Source organism: Paenibacillus foliorum, assembly GCF_013141765.1.
GTDB lineage: Bacteria > Bacillota > Bacilli > Paenibacillales > NBRC-103111 > Paenibacillus_S > Paenibacillus_S foliorum.
In genome coordinates this window covers 275,630-292,929 of sequence record NZ_WHOD01000049.1, presented here as the reverse complement: position 1 = coordinate 292,929, position 17,300 = coordinate 275,630, and the positions used below count along the sequence as shown (strand labels likewise).

The following is a 17,300-nucleotide window of genomic DNA, read 5'->3' as shown; positions in this document are numbered from 1 at the left end:
TAGATAGTGACGTCAAGATTGCTTGAAGTACAAGGATTGAAAACGGAGTTTAAACGCGAAGGCGGTAACGTAATGGCGGTTGCTGGCGTTGACTTTTATATAAATAAAGGTGAAGTGCTGGGTCTGGTTGGCGAATCAGGATGTGGCAAAAGTGTTACTTCCCTATCGATTATGAGGCTGCTCAAGGACACGCCGGGACGGATTGCTGACGGAGAAGTTCGCTTCGAAGGTACCGACCTAACGAAGATCGAGGAGAAGGAAATGCGTCGGTTTCGTGGAAATGAATTGGCTATGATTTTTCAAGAGCCGATGACGTCACTCAACCCGGTGCTGCGAATCGGAAGGCAGTTGGAAGAGCCGATTATGCTGCATATGGGTTATGGACGTAAGCGTGCGAGAGAGCATGCGATTCATACGTTGACCCTTGTAGGTATTCCACGGGCAGATGAATTAGTGAACGATTATCCTCACCAGCTATCCGGCGGCATGAGGCAGCGGGTTATGATCGCTATGGCGATGGCGTGCAATCCGAAGCTTCTGATAGCCGATGAACCGACGACTGCACTCGATGTGACGATCCAAGCGCAAATTCTCGACTTGATGAAGCGATTGAAAGACGAGCAAGGGATGGGCATGCTGCTCATTACACATGATCTTGGTGTCGTAGCGGAGATGTGTGATCGGGTTGTTGTGATGTATGCAGGACGGGTTGTAGAAGAGGCATCCGTAAAAGATTTGTTCGCGACGCCCCAGCACCCGTATACAAAGGGGCTAATTCAATCGGTTCCGAAGCTGCGTCAGAAGGTACGGCGTCTGGATTCGATTCCAGGTAACGTGCCTGATTTGACCGCGATGCCGCAAGGCTGTAAGTTTGCGCCCCGCTGCAGAGATGTTATGGAACGATGCCTGACACAAGAACCGGAGCTTCTTCCGATAGAAGGGCAAACCGAGCGTAAAAGCCGCTGTTGGTTAACGCAGCCAGAGAAGCCGTAAGTTATGCTTACGATGCCAGCTTTCCTTTCGGAAAGCTATAAGGAGGGGAAAATGCATGAAGGAGATTCAGACTCCACTGGTAGAAGTAAAAAAGTTGCAAAAATCTTTTTCCATCCAAAAAGGCTGGTTCGGCGCCACTAAATATTTGAAAGCGGTCGATGGCATCTCATTTGCTATTCATAAAGGTGAAACGTTCAGCCTTGTTGGAGAAAGTGGCTGCGGCAAGTCGACGACAGGGCGCTTGGTGACTCGACTGCTGAAGCCCAATGCTGGAGAAGTATGGTTTAACGGACAAAATATTAGTTCACTGACTAGTGATCAGATGCGACCGATTCGTAAAGATATGCAGATGGTGTTCCAGGACCCGTATGCTTCGCTTAATCCTAGGATGAAAGTAAAGGATCTTGTTGCCGAGCCGCTGCTTATTCATTCGAAGATGAGTACGAAGGAACGCGACAAGCTGGCTCATGAACTGCTGGAGACAGTGGGTTTAAGCAGCTTACACGCGGAACGTTTTGCCCATGAGTTCAGCGGTGGACAGCGGCAGCGTATCGGAATTGCACGGGCTCTGTCTGTTCGGCCGAGCTTGATCGTGGCGGATGAGCCAGTTTCCGCACTGGACGTATCCATTCAGTCACAGGTGCTCAATCTGCTGCAGGATCTTCAAGAGCAGTACGATCTGACCTACCTCTTTATATCTCACGATCTAAGCGTTGTGGAACACATAAGCGATCGTATTGGCGTTATGTATTTAGGTACACTAGTGGAAACTGCGGATAAAGACACACTTTATGACTCTCCGCTTCATCCTTATACTCAGGCACTGCTATCATCCGTGCCTGTTCCGGATCCGAGTCAGAAGAAGGAGCGAATTATTCTGAAGGGAGATCTGCCCAGTCCTGTAGATCCTCCAACGGGATGCCGGTTCCATACACGCTGTCCTTCCTGTATGGAAATATGCAAGCAACATGAACCGGTATTCCGGGAAGTCGAGCCGGGGCATCAGGTTGCATGCCATTTATATGACGAAGAAATGATGAAATTGGCCAGATAAAAGTCGCTTGAAACATGAAGAGTATACAATACTATTTGTCAAAGAGGGGATCCCTATGCGAATTACAATCGATACCGTCAAACCGGTACAGGTTCTCATTTACCCGGTGTATCACAGCGAGTCCTTTCCACATCGCTTGAGCGAAGGCCACAAGCAGGCCGGTACCGTGACATGGCTGTACGGCAGGTCTGAAGGTGAAGCCGATGTATTGGCGGCAGGACTTGGCGAGCGTAAGAAGCTGACGCTTGAGAAGGTACGTCGGGCAGGCGGGGCCTCCGCCCGTGCTCTGCTGCGGGAAAATCGCAGCAGTGGAACGCTCATGCTTCATGCAGGAGCTGCAGGAGCCGAGAGTAGGGTGGCAGCAGCCGAATGGCTGCAGGCCTGGGTGGAAGGCTGGCTGCTCGGTTTGTACCGCTTCGATAAATACAGAAGTGCCACTAAAACCAATGGTGAAGTGAATTTAAACTTGCGTCTGGAAGATTGGATGGGGCTGTCACAGGCTGAGCTGGAAGCGGTGATCGACTCCGCACGCAATCGCGCGGAAGGAACTATGTTAGCGAGGGATTGGGTCAATGAGTCTCCCGAAACATTGAATCCGGGTGCTTTTGTAGATTGGCTCATTGACCATTTCAAGGACAAGCCTGTAGGCGTTCATGTGTATCGCGGGCAAGAATTGGTAGACCGCGGTATGAACGGCTTGATTGCAGTGGGAGCAGGCAGCAAGCATGCCCCCGCACTCGTAGAGCTCCGGTACGAAGGCAATACAGATCTGCCGCTGCTAGCCTTGGTTGGTAAAGCGGTCACCTTCGACATGGGCGGTATGAATGTCAAGACAGGCAGGGACATCAGCGATGCACGTATGGATATGGGCGGCGCGGCGGCAGTCATTGGCGGTCTGGATATATTGGTCCGGCAGCGCGCCCAAGTTCGTGTAACTGCGTTGATAGCTGTAGCTGATAATTTACCGGATGCCCGGGCTATGCTGCCATCCTCTGTTATTCGTTATCCGAACGGTCTGACCGTTCAAGTCGCGAATACGGATGGGGAAGGTCGACTTCTATTAGCTGATGCGTTAATCCATGCGGCGAAGCTGGGTGCTGTTCAAGCGATTGACATTGCCACGCTAACCGGCAATGTTGGAGCTGCGCTTGGTCTAGGCATCGCAGGGATATGGGGCGATGAGGATATGACGCGCAGCTTGGTCGAAATCGGCGAACGGAATGGGGAGCGGCTGTGGCCGATGCCTCTGATGGAGGAGTATGAAGCGGAGCTGAGAAGCGAGTATGCTGATCTGCGAAACGTGGGTACCTCTACACTAGCGGGCGCGATTACTGCAGCGCTCTTTATACGGCGTTTCGTAGCTGAGCCGATGGGCTGGGTACACATTGATATGGCAGGGACCGTGCAATACAAACAGGATGCCGGTTACTCAGAAGCTGGTGCCACAGGTTACGGGGCACGGCTGCTTGCAGACTATGCGGTACAATATGCACGGAAGCATGAAAGTGGAGAGCGGGAGGTTTCGTTATGATTTTAGAGGTCATCGCTACATGTATGGATGATGCACTAAGAGCTGAAGAGAACGGGGCCGACCGACTCGAATTGATAACGGCCATTACAGAAGGCGGATTAACGCCTGGCATTGGTATGATTGAGCAGGTAGTGAGATCCGTGAAAATACCGGTTCATGTGATGGTCAGGCCGCACAGTCGGTCTTTTGTCTACGATAAGCATGATTTGGAGACGATGACGGCTGAGATTAAGGCTATAACCTCCACAGGAGCAGCTGGCATCGTAGTCGGCGCTTTGACGGAGGAAGGAATGATTGACGAGAAAGCGTTGGAGTCCATGCTAGCTTGGGCTGGCGGACTGAACGTAACCTTTCATCGGGCTTTCGATGAACTGGAGGATCAGATTGCTGGACTGCGGATTCTCACTCGTTATTCGCAAATATCCCGCGTACTGACTTCTGGCGGACTACAGCCGGCGCCTGAAGCTATACCAACCATTCGGAGGCTGGTCGAGGAATCATATGGCAGCTCGCTGCAAATTCTTGCCGGTAACGGTCTGACACCGGAAGTCATTAAGCCCTTCATTGAACAGACCGGGGTGAAGGAAGTGCACTTTGGCTCCGCAGTTCGTTTCGGCAGGTCAGGCCTTGCGCCAATTGATCCCAAGCAGCTTCGGGCTTTAGCTGACAGTCTTTATTAAAGGCTGATTATAGATTTGAAAAAAAGGTGAATGATGTTGCAAAATCTTGAAAAATATGTTGTTGGAATGGATCTAGGAGGAACGAAGATCGCAGCAGCGCTCTTCGATTCGATGGGAACGTTATTGAACCGCGAACGCATGGAAACCGCTGGAGCGCACACTGCGAAAGAGGTTGTGCAGCGTATGCTCGCTATGATTCACACCGTCTCCGAGGGTTACCCGCTATCCGGTGTAGGGCTTGCTTCCCCTGGTGCGGTTAACAGCCGGGACGGGATCGTTCTTCATGGGACTAACCTCCCCGAGTGGGAGAATGTCCCCTTGAAGAAATGGATGGAAGAGGATCTCGGAGTGGAGGTTCAAGTAGTTAACGATGCGAACGCGGCGGCATGGGGCGAGTATGTTAGAGGAGCCGGCAAAGGCTCGGAGAATATGGTCTATGTCACTTTCAGTACAGGTATCGGAGCCGGCATTGTGTTGGATGGGAAGCTGCTGCTCGGCACCTCCTCATTCGCCGGCGAGCTTGGACACAATATTATCGATCCTAATGGACCGGAATGCAGCTGCGGCAACCGCGGCTGTTGGGAAATGTTCGCTTCGGGGACTGCTATAAGGGACACGGCACTACAATTCATGCAGAACCGACCTTCCATGATTTCAGATCTGATCGAATCAGATACAGAAGCCATATCTGCTAAACATGTGTTCGAAGCGGCAAAGCAAGGAGATCCTGTAGCTGTTGAGGTTATTGACAGAACCATTCATTACATGGCATTAGGTATTGCGAACGCGGTTCATACCTTCAATCCGGACCGGATTGTGATCGGAGGGGGCGTGAGTAAAGTCGGTAACGAACTCTTCGATGCTCTGCGAGCCCGGACGGAGAAGCTCGTGATGAAGCCATACCGGAGTACCTTCGACATTGTATCTGCTGAATTAAAGGACGATGTTGGTTTGATCGGCGCTGCCGCGCTGTTTCACACTTTCTGAATAGGATAACGAGTCGGCTCTAGTTGTACGGAGTACAAGTGCGAAGGCCGTAATTCATATAGAGATTGGGGAATTGCCGAATGAGTACGCGAGAGGAAAGAACTCGTTGGTTTTTGCAGGATCGGTTTGGTATGTTCATTCATTGGGGGTTGTATTCGATTCCCGCACGCGGGGAATGGATTCGTGGTAATGAGAGAATGAGCTACGAGCACTATAAAACTTATTTTGATGAATTCGATGCATCTCGTTATCAACCTAGAGAATGGGCTAAAGCGGCCAAGGCTGCCGGGCAGAAGTACGCTGTATTGACGACTAAGCATCATGACGGTTTCTGCTTGTTCGACAGCAAGCTGACAGACTTTAAGGCAACCAACACACCAGCTGGCCGCGATCTTGTCCGGGAATACGTGGATGCGTTCCGTGAGGAAGGGATTAGCTTAGGCTTGTACTACTCCATCATCGACTGGCATCATGATGATTATCCTGGTTATGGGGATAAGGCTCATCCAGATCGTGACAACGAATCGGCTAAGGACAAGCCCATTGATTTTGACCGGTATTTGACCTATATGCATGGTCAAGTTAAGGAGCTTCTGACGAACTACGGGAAGATCGACATCATGTGGTTTGATTTCTCCTATGACGATATGACGGGCGAGAAGTGGAAAGCAACGGAGCTCATCCGAATGATTCGTTCTATTCAGCCGGACATTATCATCGACAATCGTCTCGGTGGGAATATCCGTGCAGCAGAGCCGGAAGAATACGCAGGCGATTTCTTCTCACCGGAGCAAATTATACCGCCTGGCGGTATTCTGGATGTAAAAGGCGCACCGATTCCCTGGGAAGCTTGTATCACGCTAAACGACAACTGGGGCTATCATTCCACAGATAAAAATTATAAGTCCGCTAAGCAAGTCATTCGCACACTGGTTGAGTGTGTCAGTAAAAACGGCAATTTACTGTTAAATGTTGCCCCCGATGCCAAAGGTGAAATCAACCGGGAATCGCTGGACGTGCTGCGTGACGTAGGCGAATGGCTGCGGTTGAACAGTGACAGCATCTACGGCTGTGGTGGCGCGACATTACCGAAGCCAGAGTGGGGCCGGTTTACGCAGAATGGCAACAAATTGTACGCACACGTATATGATCGTGGAATTGGACCTATTTATTTCGAGGGGCTGAAGGGCAAGATCATGAAAGCCAGACTGTTGCGGGACGGAACCGAGCTGAAGGTGGAAGCTCCATGGATGGCCCAAGAATACTCCGACATTGAAGGCGGTGCGTTCATTACATTATCAGGTGCCAAGCTGCCGGACGAGATGGATACGGTCATTGAACTGCAGCTTTGGTGAAATCAAGATTCGACTACTGCGGCGAATTGTGGATGTATACAGCCACGACTCGTCTCCATAAAGGCAAAAAACACCATCCGACGACCGACGAGATGGTGTTTTTTTATGCACTTTTATGAACGCGCTTCTTTAATGGTCTCTACAAGTTCGGTAAATGGTTATGATTCACAATATCTACGGTAAAATCTGCCGCTTTCATCGTCTCCATTGTGAATACATAATCATTGTATTTCAGAAAAATGGCGACTGCTGCGAATGCTGCTCGTTTATTGGCATTTTGTATCACGTGTGGCGTTTAAGATTAGTAAAGTTGAATCATCGTGGTCAATTGAATCGATTTGCAGGTTTGGTAATCCATTAAGATTCCATTATGAAAAGTCTTCTTCATCCATGTTAAACGCTGCAATAATTGGAGAATGACTGTTCAAAAGGTTAAGCATCACATGTCGATGAATTGTGGATTTGCCTTGTTGTGATCCGCATTTGATACGACTGCCCATCCAATTCCTGATATCTGTAAGTTTAGTCATTGGAATTGTTTACAGTATCGACAAATTACGGTAATCTATGGGTATTGAAAGGTCATTTGAATCTTAAAAAGTTTCTTGAGGCAGCTTCATGGGGGAGTTCAGACTCAGGCAACTGAAGAATAAATGTTGATGAATCTCATTTGAAGATTTGAGTAAGGAGAATCAGTATGACGACATTTTGCAGACGCTGCGACAATGATGAGGATTTCGCGAAAGTCAGTTTATTCGCTCTTGCGAACAAACGCGAACTGCATCTTTCTTTTGGGACCCTGGACATGGTCTCTCTGCTATGTGCATATATGACACAAGGCCATTTGCTGTACATCGCGGATGCGGATAATCGGGTGATTGGGATATTGGCTTATTACCATGGAACGCCGGAAGAAGAGTTCAAGAATAAGGAAATTGCCTTCGCAGATATAGCTATTTGTGATAAAGCATATCGGGGGACACGCCTCTTTCTTAAAGGGCTTCATTACATGGTTGAGCAGATTATCGAGGCACATCCGGAAGTAAGGGAATTGAGGTTCATTGCTCTATCGGAAAATACATATTTGTGTAAACTGTATTCAAAATTCTCCAATGCCAGCTACACCCGTGATGGAGAACTTGGAGAAGAGACAGTCTATTGTGTAAAAATTCACCATTTAAGGACTACCTTAAACAGCTTCTACAAGGTATAATTGGAAATAAATATACATTTATCTCAATACGAAAAAGGAGGATAAACACATGATTATAATACCGCCGAGCTTGAAAGGGAACAAAAAAGGCAGCAATTTAGGCAGATTTATTATTCTCAACGATTCCTTAAGAGTACAACCTAAATAATGTCCTACCAATTTCGACTTTGTAATTTTGAAATGGACTACGAAGGCTATATCAAATTTCTGCTAGAGCATCACGATGAACTGAATTTGCTTTATCCATTTGCCGTAAAGCTTAGTTTTATCAGTAGTCCATTGATTTTTGGCAAAGCTATGCTGATTTTTTCGGAAGATCCCTACCAGATTGTTGGGGCGAGTGGTTTCGTCTATGGAACGGGTCCTAACAACTATGAGGATCGGCATATCTGTCAAGTGGAAGTTGCCTTTCTCCAGCGAGAATATCGATGTAAGCCCTTATTTATTAAAGGTCTGAAGGTACTCATAGCTGAAATGAAAGCTGGCAACCCGGATGTAGAGACGGTTCAGTTTTGGGCATCTGATGGTCAGATGGAGCTGGAGGGCCTTTTTTCCAAGTTTAATAGTTTACCTGGCTCGAATCGCTTCACCGTGAACAATTTGGTTTGTTATCAGATTTCGTTTCGTGAACTAGAGACGTATTGCCGTCGGTTCAAGAACCGTTTCAATGGATAGTATGAGAGGGCACTTAGAGTGCTCTATTTTTTTGTATTCAACTATGCTGGGTACTTCACGGAATCTATATATAAGCTGCTACCACATTACAGACAAAAAGAAGCTGTCTACGCAGCAGTACGATTCTGCTTTCGAGACAGCTTCTTATGTTATTTGTTTACGGTGTTATACCGTAAATTTTGTACATATCGTCAAGCATTAGGTTGGCTGACTTTACACCACCGCCCGTATTCCAAGTGGCATCGCTAACCTGAAAGACCTTATTGTTCTTCACTACTTTCAAGTTCTTCCATAGTGGGTCATTCAGCCATTCCTGCTCTTGCTTCGTTGCCTTGCCTTCGCCATTTTCAAAGGTGAAGTAGAACACCCTGTCGGCTGCTTCCAGCTCCGGAAGACGCTCCTTCGTAATATCCTCGAACGCCTTCTCGTCGCTCTTCGGATCCGAACGGGGCATACCGATCTGCTTGAATACAGCTCCGGTGAACATATCTCCATAATAAAATCTCGTTTTTCCACCCATGAACCGTACTACCGCTACTTTATCCTTAAGTTGATCTCCGGCTTTCTTCTTGAAATCTTCGATCCGCTTGTCGTACGCGGCTACGATTTTGTCGCCTTCCGCTTTCTTGTTAAGTGCATCTGCAAATAGGGCGAAATTCGATTTCCATTCACCGCGCAGCGTTTCCGCGAATACAGTTGGAGCGATAGCGGACAACTGCGCGTAAACTTTCTCCTGGCGCATTTTGTTACCGAGAATAAGGTCGGGCTTCAGCGCCGCAATCACTTCCAGGTTCGGCTGCGACTCACCGCCAAGTGGCTTTACTCCATCTAATTCCGCTTTAATGTGATCAAACCACGGGTTGCCGTAAGGCGAATCAACCGCACCGACAGGTTTAACGCCGAGAGCCAGCAATGTTTCTGTTCCTTCGTTCGTCAATATGACGACGCGCTGTGGATGTGCGGGCACTTCCGTTTCACCCATTGCGTGCTTGATTTTGCGCGGACTTTCCGCCTTGGCCGCTTCTCCGCTTTTTTGTGGCTCCGCCTGCTTCTCGCCGCAAGCGACGAGCCAAACTGACAGCATCATAATAATAGCCAACAGAGCAGCTGACCTCATCTGATATTTCAAAATAGGTTGTTTCATCTTTAAGTTGCCCTCCCCAATAATCATTCATCGATCTTAATAATGATAATGATTATCATTATTACACACAGTTTAATATCTTACTCCAACGTGATAATATTTGTCAACTGTTTTAATCATCATTGTTTGTTGTTATGCTGTGATAATGTCACCATAGGACAGAAGGTTGGAGCTTAACTTTGGCATGAGCCAGTTGAACTAAAGAGCGTATAGTCTAGATAAGACGGACATAACTTGATGCCTCTGACCAATGACATCAGGGATAGTCATATTTCCTATTATGTACATGTCTGATTTTATCAGATTCATAGATCAGTTGGCGTTGGAGGTAATGAAGTACAACAGCTATGCTGCGGTGAAATGTAGACGAAGGACGTCCTGACGGGCGTCCTTCGTCTAACTTTGTTAACGTCCGAAAAATACAATCCGATAATGGCAAAGTGTGTGGGGAGAGAACTGGGTGTCGTGGCATTATCGTAGTTAATAAGCTTTATTGGGAGGATAGAGTAGGATGTTTTCGATTATGTGGCATCCAGCGTGTCTCATGTATGGTTAGGAAGGTTTATCTAGGCTAAGGTATCCTTAGCTGGTTTTTCATAGAAAAGGCTGTTTGTTATACTTAATAGGACAGCAAACATATGAAAACAAACAGGGAGATGACTGATTTGACTTATACGCAATTATTAGGACGCCGGAGTGAGATTTTGAAACGCCATATGGGGAATATGATTCATAAAGATAATCAGTATGGGTTGAGTGAACAAGAAAGTATTTTTTTCAAAGGTATGGTGAAAGAATTTCATCGAACTAAATATGAACTAAATTCAAGCAAGAGGAAATAAAGTGATGTCGGGTTGACTACTCTAGAGTGAGACCCTTGGGACGTTTTACAACGCGGAAAATAGCTTCGAACAGTTCTATTGCAAAATGCTTTTAAAGTGCATAGCGGAGCAAGCCTCCTTAATTAAAGCAGTTAATGCAGAGTATCCTCTGTTTTAACTGTTTTTTTTGTTTCTCAACATATTAAACTAGGAAAGGCTGCTGAGATAACTCAGCAGCCATTACTAACTATTTTGAAAGCAAACGGTATAGTACCTGTGCGGCTTCCGCACGTGTAGTTAATCCTTGAGGTGCAAAGGTGTCCGTCGAACGGCCCTGAATCAACCCGAGAGCTGCCGCTTGTTTGACATCCCCCGCAGCCCAATCTGCAATCGAGGCTTCATCTGAAAAGGTTGGTGCTTCGGTTGAAGCAGGATTTCCTGCATGTTGAGCATAAGCACGCATGACGATTGAAGTCATTTCTTCGCGAGTTACGGAAGCAGTCGGATCAAAGCGTCCTTCGCTTCTGCCGTTTATGAGCCCCGCTTTAACCGCTTTGGACACCTCTGAAGCGAACCAATCCGATGATTGAACGTCTTCGAATGTGCTGGGGGTTGCATCTTTCAGATTCAGTGCTCTCGTGATGAGTGCAGTAAATTCGGCACGGCTTACATTTCGTTCGGGAGCGAATACGTTCTCTCCCGTACCGCTAACGATTTGCTTCGATGCTAACTCCCTAATTACCTCGGCTGCCCAGTGAGTTGCTGGAACATCACTGAATGTCTTGGATACTTCCAATACGACATAATTGCTGAAATGCTCGATGTCAGCCACAATTTCTCCGTCACGGTACTCTCCGCCGACTCTTTCTAATTGTCCGTTATCGGGAATATAGTAGATGCTGCTTAATTTTGCGTTAATGGATGGGGCGACCTTCATGTGCAGTGAAATGGGCTTATCGAACTGACTTAGAACGAATGTACGGCCCTCATTGGTTGTGATGGAAAGTGTAACATCGTAAATGGCTCCTCCAAGCTTCACATCAGCACCAAGCTGAAGCTGGCTCTGATTAAGTACTTTAGCTTCGATTCCCGTATCACGTGGCTCGATGTTTAACACAATTGTGCTGGTGTTTCTACCTTGCTCATCGACCAGACGGGTCAGTTGTTGGAATACCTCTGCTGGAATTGCTAGTTTAATTTGGTTTGATTGAACTTCAAGCTTATGGCCAGCCAGTAAATCAGCTGTATTAAGTGGAAGTCTTAGCTGCTTGGCAGCTGAAGGGATTGAAATAACGACTGAACCGCTTCCGTTGGTGACAATTTGTTCTGATTTAATGGTAACGGCATTGCTGCTGTCTGTGTTTCCTTGGGCTGCATCTCCGCCAGTACTCCCACCTGTACTCACGCTAGGCTTGCTTCCGTTGTTGTTATTGTGTTTTGCAACTGTTACGTTTAGCTTAGTATTGGGTTTGAGGAGTGTTTCTTCCTTTAGCGAGCTTGTGCTTGTTTTGGCTTCTTTAAGCATAAGCTCTGCTATACCGGCACTCTTGGCTTTGAAGGTTAAGTTCCCAAGCGTAGCGGAGCCGTTAATTCCGGTTAAGGATCCGGTTTTCGTATAGACAAGTTGAACGTGACTACCGCCGTCTTCTATGATTTTAATAGGTAACGCATATCCAGTGAGATCGGTAAACTTCTGAGTAGTATCTACCTCGAGTAGGGAGGTATCATAGTATACATTAAGTTCATATGAAAAAACATCGTCCAATTGATCCGCATTGATTTGGACTTGGAAGGAGTCTTGCACCATCACTGTGCTCGTAGATCCGGTGGAAAGTGAAAATGTAGGTTCTGCGGCCGCCCAAGTGGTTTGAGGAAGCAAGAGTGCCATCCCGAGGCACACGGACATTGTGTATCGGAGCCATTTATGAGTCATTTATGTTTCGTCCCTTCCCTTAAAGTTGCTTTGCAATGTGATGTATGATGGTCTTCTCAACCGGAAGCCCAGGGGTATCATACCCCCAGGTCATCAGGCTGCTCGTTCCCGAATTGAAGATCAGCTTATGGGGTGACGACTGAATTAACGGCTTGTTCTTGCTCGGCTGTCAAAGCAGGGACCGAAGCGGGTAATGTACGATAATGTGTAGCCTGCTCGAAGGCATAAGCCAGCTTGATTAAAGTACCCTCATCAAATGGTCTACCCAATAATTCCAAGCCGAATGGAACATTTCCTGTATAGCCTGCGGGGAAGCTTAGAGCCGGGAAGCCGGAATATGGACTAAGGCGATTTGCACTCCCAGATGTTGTTGCGTACAGCACGGCATCAAGCTTGTTCTCATTCATGACTTTAAGAAGCGATTGCTGTGTCAAGCGAGTCCGTTCTAGTAAATCTTTATAGTAGGTTAGAGTTTCCAACGTTGTAATGTTATCGCGCTGGATCATGGAACTTTTTTGATTTTGCAAAATATCATTGGAAGCAATGATTTCAGTTAACGTTTTGTAAGGTGCATTTTGGCCTAGTGTTTTTAAATAATCATTCAGGTTGAACTTAAATTCGGTTCCGCTCAAGCTTGCGTACTTTAGAATATCTGTTTGATTCGGCACAACCACATCGATTACCGTAGCGCCCTGAGCTGTCATTTTCTCAATGGATGCAGCCAAGGCTGCGTTGTTGCCCGTCGACAGAGTGCGTACGACACCGATTCTCGCACCTTTCAATCCATCTTTATCTAAATAATCGGTATAGCTCTTTGGTGTTCTTCCGGAAGACAGAGCAGTGGTCAAATCATTGGAGTCATAACCGCTTACTGCATCTAAAGCGATGGCTGCATCGGATACTGTGCGAGCCATAGGACCGCCGACGTCTTGAGACAGAGAAAGGGGAATAATTCCTTCACGACTTGTTAATCCAATGGTTGGGCGAATGCCGACAAGAGAGTTGCGTGATGATGGGATTCGAATCGAACCGCCAGTATCTGTGCCCAGTCCAATAACTCCGAAGTTAGCCGCCAGTGCAGCTCCCGTGCCACCACTTGAACCGCCAGGGTTAGTAGTGAGCTCGTAAGGGTTTTTTGTTTGTCCTCCAAGAGAGCTCTCTGTTGTTGTACCAAAAGCAAATTCATGTAGATTAGCTTTAGCCAAAATAATAGCGCCAGCATCCTTGAGCTTCTTGACCATGAATGCATCTGTGGATGTATTGTTGTTCTTCAAGCAAATACATCCTGCTGTTGTTGGCATGCCAATCGTATTGTAGTTATCTTTGACGATAACTGGAATTCCGTGCAGCGGGCCTCTTGCTCCCTTTGTTTTACGTTCTTCATCCAGTGCCGCCGCTTCTGCAAGCGCGTTTGGATTAATAGTAATAATGGATTTGATTGCTGGACCTTGCTGATCGTAGCTTTTGATCCGTGCCAAATATTTAGTCACGAGCTCAACAGTCGTAAGTTTGCCTGCATTCATGGCATTTTGAATATCCATTACTGTAGCATCCATAAATTGAAAAGCCGTCTCAGCATAGAGAACCTTCTTGCCAAGTGTACCAAGATCCGTTAGATCAATGGTGCCATTCTGATTAAAATCGGCGTTGGCTACAAGCGCCCAGCCTTCTTGCTTGGATGAGATTCCATAATAAGGGGAGAGAATCGCCAGATCACCGATATCCAGAGTCCCATTACCGTTCAAATCCCCGCTGACCAGATTCGTCTTCAGGCTTAGCAGACCTTGGTTCGCTGCTTGAATGGCACCTGTGTCTGCCAGTCCTAACTCCGCGCTTACCTTAATATCCTGAACGCTTCCGTTTGCTTTTGTATGGAACGTTAACCTGATTAACGTTTGCTTGTTAATAATTTTTCCGCTGAGGTTTGTTGTCACAATGGTTGTTTTTCCAAGCTCAGAATATTGCCCGACAATGCTAGTCGAAGCGTCTACGGCTTGGGCATCAACAAAATCAAGGCGCGCCGTATTATACTCTATAAAAAACTTTTCAGCGGTGACTTTATCGGTAATACCACTTAACGCGATGTCTACCTGGAATGAAGCACCGTCTATCGTAGTGGAGGGCCCAGTGACGACCACAGAAGCCGAGCCTGCTTCCAGAACAACAAGGTTTGGAGTGGAACGGTAGACACTCTCTGTTACCGATAATGCCTTAACTGGAGCTGACTCACCGGTGCTGGTACTACTAGCAGCGCTAGCAGAGCTTATGGGTAAAATACCTGCAAAAAGTGCTCCGGAAATAAAAAGGGAAAATAAAGGTCTGGATAGTAGGTTTTTCATGGTTTCGCCCCCATTTTGTTTTTTTAACGATGGTCAATATTTTGATCAGATTAAGCATTGAAGTAAGAAACAAACGAATGTCACTTACACGTTATGTAATATCACTCCAATCCTGGTTTTTTTAAAAATATCTGCAATATCTCTGGTTGTATAATATTTCATGTTATATTATTTATCAAATCATGTTTAGCTCGATAAAACGCTACCATCACCTTATATTTAAGCATATCTTACTATAGATCGCTGATACGACGAGATGTGGATAAAACTTATAATGGTATTTTTAAAAATATTTAGGGTTTATAACTAGTTTTTTTATCCAATTTTGATAGTTGTTCAATTATTTTATGTTAGGTTTACTTACGTTACTATGGGGCTGTTCTTATAGTCACAAATAACGAAATGGTACAACTTGAGGACGGTGCAGAGAGGGTGTTTTCCGTATTATGGGTTTTATATGGGATCCAACACCCACGTGGAATGGGATAACGAAGCTGTGAAAGGAGCGCAGTGTTTTATCCCTCGACTAACGGTCTGCAATCAAAAACAAAGGCTTGCTTATCTATCACATTATTGATTAAAATTGGGATATATTTTAAATGAGGTGAAATGGATGTCATTCCGTATCGTTCGAAGTAACTAGTTATCGGGCTGGAGAAAAACGCGTGCCAGCTGCTAAGGGGACTGTCTGTCCTTTTGGCCTAATGAACTAGAGCTTTGAATGGTGTCGGGCTGTTATCAATAGTAAAGCCAAGGACACTAGGGTTGTCTGAATTATGGAACTGATGAATTTTTTCATTGGCTCCTTTTCAGAATTCCTTAATATCTTTGGCTTTTTATAATCTCATTTAAAAGGTGGAGAACATAGGATGAACAAATCAGAGTACAAAAACTTTTACGATAAGGTTGGAAGATTAAACGGTTGGGACTTTAGCAAGCTAAAGGTTGTATCCGAAGGCGTACAGTGGGATTTTTACAAGGAGGTAACTCAAAGATGCAAAGGGTCTGATTTACTGCTTGATATAGGAACGGGTGGAGGAGAAAGATTATTATCAATTTCTGATTCTGCTTTATTACTAGTGGGGATTGATCATTCGAGTGGCATGATGCAGACGGCTAATGCTAATTTGGAAAAGTCAAAGAAACCTAATATACGCTTTTTTCAGATGGATGCTGAAAACCTGGAGTTTCCACCCGGTTTTTTTAATGTGGTGTCTTGCAGGCATTCTCACTTCTGTGCAAAAGAGGTAGCCAAGGTATTAGTGAAAGATGGTATGTTTCTCACTCAGCAAATCAACGATAACGACAAACTAAACCTAAAACGAGCTTTCGGAAGAGGGCAGCAATTCGGACTTGATGAAGGGATTTTGAAAAATAAATACCTTTCAGAGTTAAATAAAGCTGGTTTTACCCATGCAGACTATTTTGAATATGACGCAAACGAATATTACGAAACGTATGAAGATCTGGTTTTTCTTTTAAAACACACCCCGATCATTCCTGACTTTGGACAATCTGATAATGATTTTGATATCCTTCAAAAATTTATTGAAGAAAATCAAACTAAGCAGGGGATACAGACCAACTCGAGGCGTTTTATGATAATTGCAAAGAAATAATGGTTCGGTGTTAAGTCATTATGGATGCTTTTAAAGTTAATTCATCCATAATGACTTAAACTTCATGCTGCAAACAGGTGTTTGCCCCTTCGAGTTGCGCTTCCCCGCCCTGTTCCCCGAATCTACCGGCTAGCTGGGCTATCAGAAATGGTTCCGTCAGGGCTCATAACAAATAAGTAGACTCGATTATCTTTAGGATTAACATAAGCAATTGAATACAAAAATAATTGATTGTTTTTCCATTCGATAAATAAATAAGCTCCAATTTTTTTGTCCTTCAGACCGATTTCATCAATAACATGATCAGGTATATCCCCACGATTATAGCCAGACTCTTTGAAAAAATTATATTTCCAATAGGAGTCGCTTCCATCCTCTGAATCACCATTATCGTGTGCTATCTCGAATTTTTCTTCAAATAATGCTTGTGCCTCTTCTTTAGTTAATCCCAACTTTAATTTCTTCTTTATTTCATTCATTTTATTATGGATCAATTGATCTCTTTCGCTAACGGCGGCCTCACTGCCACTAGCAGATGTTATCGCGATAGTTTTTGTAGCTTCGTTCCACTGGACTTTTCCGCCAGCTGCCTCAACGATTGCTTTGGCGGGCAGATACGCTGTGCCATTAAGGATGACCGGAGCGAGTACAGCGCCATCACTATCTGTAGGCGTCCAAGCTGTGCTATCGAGTGTAAATTTGAAATCGTGGTTTAAGTAGGCCTGAATTCGCTCCACACCTCCGGCAGCATAGCAGGTAGCCCCGAATGCCAAGCTACAAGCACTTATAACCATAATGGTTTTCCATTTCATCCTTCATTCACCTTTCGTTGATTACCATTTATTACTTTAAACGAGTTTAACTGGAATATGTTTCTTATGATTCATATATTTAGTACAAATGTAAACGGATTTAAGGTAAAATGCAGTTGAATGAACCGAGAAAACCTAGTTAGA

15 protein-coding genes are annotated in these 17,300 nt (G+C 45.7%); 10 read left to right on the top strand and 5 right to left on the bottom strand.

Annotated features, from left to right (window positions below; all coding sequences use genetic code 11):
- Positions 1 to 6 precede the first annotated feature (6 nt).
- The 6 genes from GC093_RS11140 to GC093_RS11115 all read left to right on the top strand — a co-directional run bounded on the left by GC093_RS11140 (position 7) and on the right by GC093_RS11115 (position 6,600).
- The gene (locus GC093_RS11140) at positions 7 to 993 is read left to right on the top strand and encodes an ABC transporter ATP-binding protein (protein WP_171651930.1); all 987 of its coding nucleotides are present in this window, start codon (positions 7 to 9) and stop codon (positions 991 to 993) included.
- 55 nt (positions 994 to 1,048) lie between these two features.
- Positions 1,049 to 2,047, top strand: coding sequence for an ABC transporter ATP-binding protein (locus tag GC093_RS11135; RefSeq protein ID WP_171651929.1), 999 nt, complete (start codon positions 1,049 to 1,051; stop codon positions 2,045 to 2,047).
- A 55-nt stretch (positions 2,048 to 2,102) separates the two neighbouring features.
- A complete protein-coding gene (locus tag GC093_RS11130) occupies positions 2,103 to 3,578 on the top strand; it encodes a leucyl aminopeptidase family protein (RefSeq protein ID WP_171651928.1) in 1,476 nt (491 codons plus the stop codon).
- Positions 3,575 to 4,258, top strand: coding sequence for a copper homeostasis protein CutC (locus GC093_RS11125; protein WP_171651927.1), 684 nt, complete (start codon positions 3,575 to 3,577; stop codon positions 4,256 to 4,258). Before GC093_RS11130 ends, GC093_RS11125 begins: the two co-directional genes overlap by 4 nt.
- A gap of 66 nt (positions 4,259 to 4,324) precedes the next feature.
- On the top strand, positions 4,325 to 5,245 hold the full coding sequence (locus tag GC093_RS11120; protein ID WP_246314033.1) for an ROK family protein: 921 nt from the start codon (positions 4,325 to 4,327) through the stop codon (positions 5,243 to 5,245).
- An 80-nt stretch (positions 5,246 to 5,325) separates the two neighbouring features.
- On the top strand, positions 5,326 to 6,600 hold the full coding sequence (locus GC093_RS11115; RefSeq protein ID WP_171651925.1) for an alpha-L-fucosidase: 1,275 nt from the start codon (positions 5,326 to 5,328) through the stop codon (positions 6,598 to 6,600).
- 139 nt (positions 6,601 to 6,739) lie between these two features.
- Here the strand turns inward: GC093_RS11115 and GC093_RS11110 are convergent, their stop codons facing one another.
- Positions 6,740 to 6,886 carry a hypothetical protein gene (locus tag GC093_RS11110; RefSeq protein ID WP_171651924.1) on the bottom strand — a complete coding sequence of 49 codons (147 nt, stop codon included), beginning with the start codon at positions 6,884 to 6,886 and terminating at the stop codon, positions 6,740 to 6,742.
- 411 nt (positions 6,887 to 7,297) lie between these two features.
- On the opposite strand from GC093_RS11110, the gene GC093_RS11105 reads away from it, so the two are divergent.
- Together GC093_RS11105 and GC093_RS11100 are read left to right on the top strand one after the other, a co-directional pair.
- On the top strand, positions 7,298 to 7,813 hold the full coding sequence (locus tag GC093_RS11105; protein WP_171651923.1) for a hypothetical protein: 516 nt from the start codon (positions 7,298 to 7,300) through the stop codon (positions 7,811 to 7,813).
- 147 nt (positions 7,814 to 7,960) lie between these two features.
- The gene (locus GC093_RS11100; protein WP_171651922.1) at positions 7,961 to 8,488 is read left to right on the top strand and encodes a hypothetical protein; all 528 of its coding nucleotides are present in this window, start codon (positions 7,961 to 7,963) and stop codon (positions 8,486 to 8,488) included.
- A 157-nt stretch (positions 8,489 to 8,645) separates the two neighbouring features.
- On the opposite strand, the gene GC093_RS11095 is transcribed toward GC093_RS11100, so the two are convergent.
- A complete protein-coding gene (locus GC093_RS11095; protein ID WP_246314032.1) occupies positions 8,646 to 9,632 on the bottom strand; it encodes an ABC transporter substrate-binding protein in 987 nt (328 codons plus the stop codon).
- Positions 9,633 to 10,270: 638 nt separating this feature from the next.
- Between GC093_RS11095 and GC093_RS11090 the strand changes: the two genes are divergently transcribed.
- Positions 10,271 to 10,474 carry a hypothetical protein gene (locus GC093_RS11090; RefSeq protein WP_171651706.1) on the top strand — a complete coding sequence of 68 codons (204 nt, stop codon included), beginning with the start codon at positions 10,271 to 10,273 and terminating at the stop codon, positions 10,472 to 10,474.
- Between the two features lie 226 nt (positions 10,475 to 10,700).
- Here the strand turns inward: GC093_RS11090 and GC093_RS11085 are convergent, their stop codons facing one another.
- Together GC093_RS11085 and GC093_RS11080 are read right to left on the bottom strand one after the other, a co-directional pair.
- Positions 10,701 to 12,386, bottom strand: coding sequence for an S-layer homology domain-containing protein (locus GC093_RS11085; protein ID WP_171651921.1), 1,686 nt, complete (start codon positions 12,384 to 12,386; stop codon positions 10,701 to 10,703).
- Between the two features lie 125 nt (positions 12,387 to 12,511).
- On the bottom strand, positions 12,512 to 14,725 hold the full coding sequence (locus tag GC093_RS11080; protein WP_171651920.1) for an amidase family protein: 2,214 nt from the start codon (positions 14,723 to 14,725) through the stop codon (positions 12,512 to 12,514).
- 869 nt (positions 14,726 to 15,594) lie between these two features.
- Between GC093_RS11080 and GC093_RS11075 the strand changes: the two genes are divergently transcribed.
- Complete coding sequence (locus tag GC093_RS11075) at positions 15,595 to 16,344, top strand: class I SAM-dependent methyltransferase (protein WP_171651919.1); 750 nt, start codon at positions 15,595 to 15,597, stop codon at positions 16,342 to 16,344.
- A gap of 122 nt (positions 16,345 to 16,466) precedes the next feature.
- On the opposite strand, the gene GC093_RS11070 is transcribed toward GC093_RS11075, so the two are convergent.
- Complete coding sequence (locus GC093_RS11070) at positions 16,467 to 17,156, bottom strand: stalk domain-containing protein (RefSeq protein ID WP_171651918.1); 690 nt, start codon at positions 17,154 to 17,156, stop codon at positions 16,467 to 16,469.
- Between the last annotated feature and the right edge of the window lie 144 nt (positions 17,157 to 17,300).

Excerpts from the sequence above, each read along its gene's own strand:
- GC093_RS11135 (WP_171651929.1), top strand. The coding sequence starts at position 1,049 with ATGAAGGAGATTCAGACTCCACTGGTAGAAGTAAAAAAGTTGCAAAAA.
- GC093_RS11130 (WP_171651928.1), top strand. The coding sequence starts at position 2,103 with ATGCGAATTACAATCGATACCGTCAAACCGGTACAGGTTCTCATTTAC.
- GC093_RS11125 (WP_171651927.1), top strand. The coding sequence starts at position 3,575 with ATGATTTTAGAGGTCATCGCTACATGTATGGATGATGCACTAAGAGCT.
- GC093_RS11120 (WP_246314033.1), top strand. The coding sequence starts at position 4,325 with ATGGATCTAGGAGGAACGAAGATCGCAGCAGCGCTCTTCGATTCGATG.
- GC093_RS11115 (WP_171651925.1), top strand. The coding sequence starts at position 5,326 with ATGAGTACGCGAGAGGAAAGAACTCGTTGGTTTTTGCAGGATCGGTTT.
- GC093_RS11105 (WP_171651923.1), top strand. The coding sequence starts at position 7,298 with ATGACGACATTTTGCAGACGCTGCGACAATGATGAGGATTTCGCGAAA.
- GC093_RS11100 (WP_171651922.1), top strand. The coding sequence starts at position 7,961 with ATGTCCTACCAATTTCGACTTTGTAATTTTGAAATGGACTACGAAGGC.
- GC093_RS11095 (WP_246314032.1), bottom strand. The coding sequence starts at position 9,632 with ATGAAACAACCTATTTTGAAATATCAGATGAGGTCAGCTGCTCTGTTG.
- GC093_RS11090 (WP_171651706.1), top strand. The coding sequence starts at position 10,271 with ATGAAAACAAACAGGGAGATGACTGATTTGACTTATACGCAATTATTA.
- GC093_RS11085 (WP_171651921.1), bottom strand. The coding sequence starts at position 12,386 with ATGACTCATAAATGGCTCCGATACACAATGTCCGTGTGCCTCGGGATG.
- GC093_RS11080 (WP_171651920.1), bottom strand. The coding sequence starts at position 14,725 with ATGAAAAACCTACTATCCAGACCTTTATTTTCCCTTTTTATTTCCGGA.
- GC093_RS11075 (WP_171651919.1), top strand. The coding sequence starts at position 15,595 with ATGAACAAATCAGAGTACAAAAACTTTTACGATAAGGTTGGAAGATTA.
- GC093_RS11070 (WP_171651918.1), bottom strand. The coding sequence starts at position 17,156 with ATGAAATGGAAAACCATTATGGTTATAAGTGCTTGTAGCTTGGCATTC.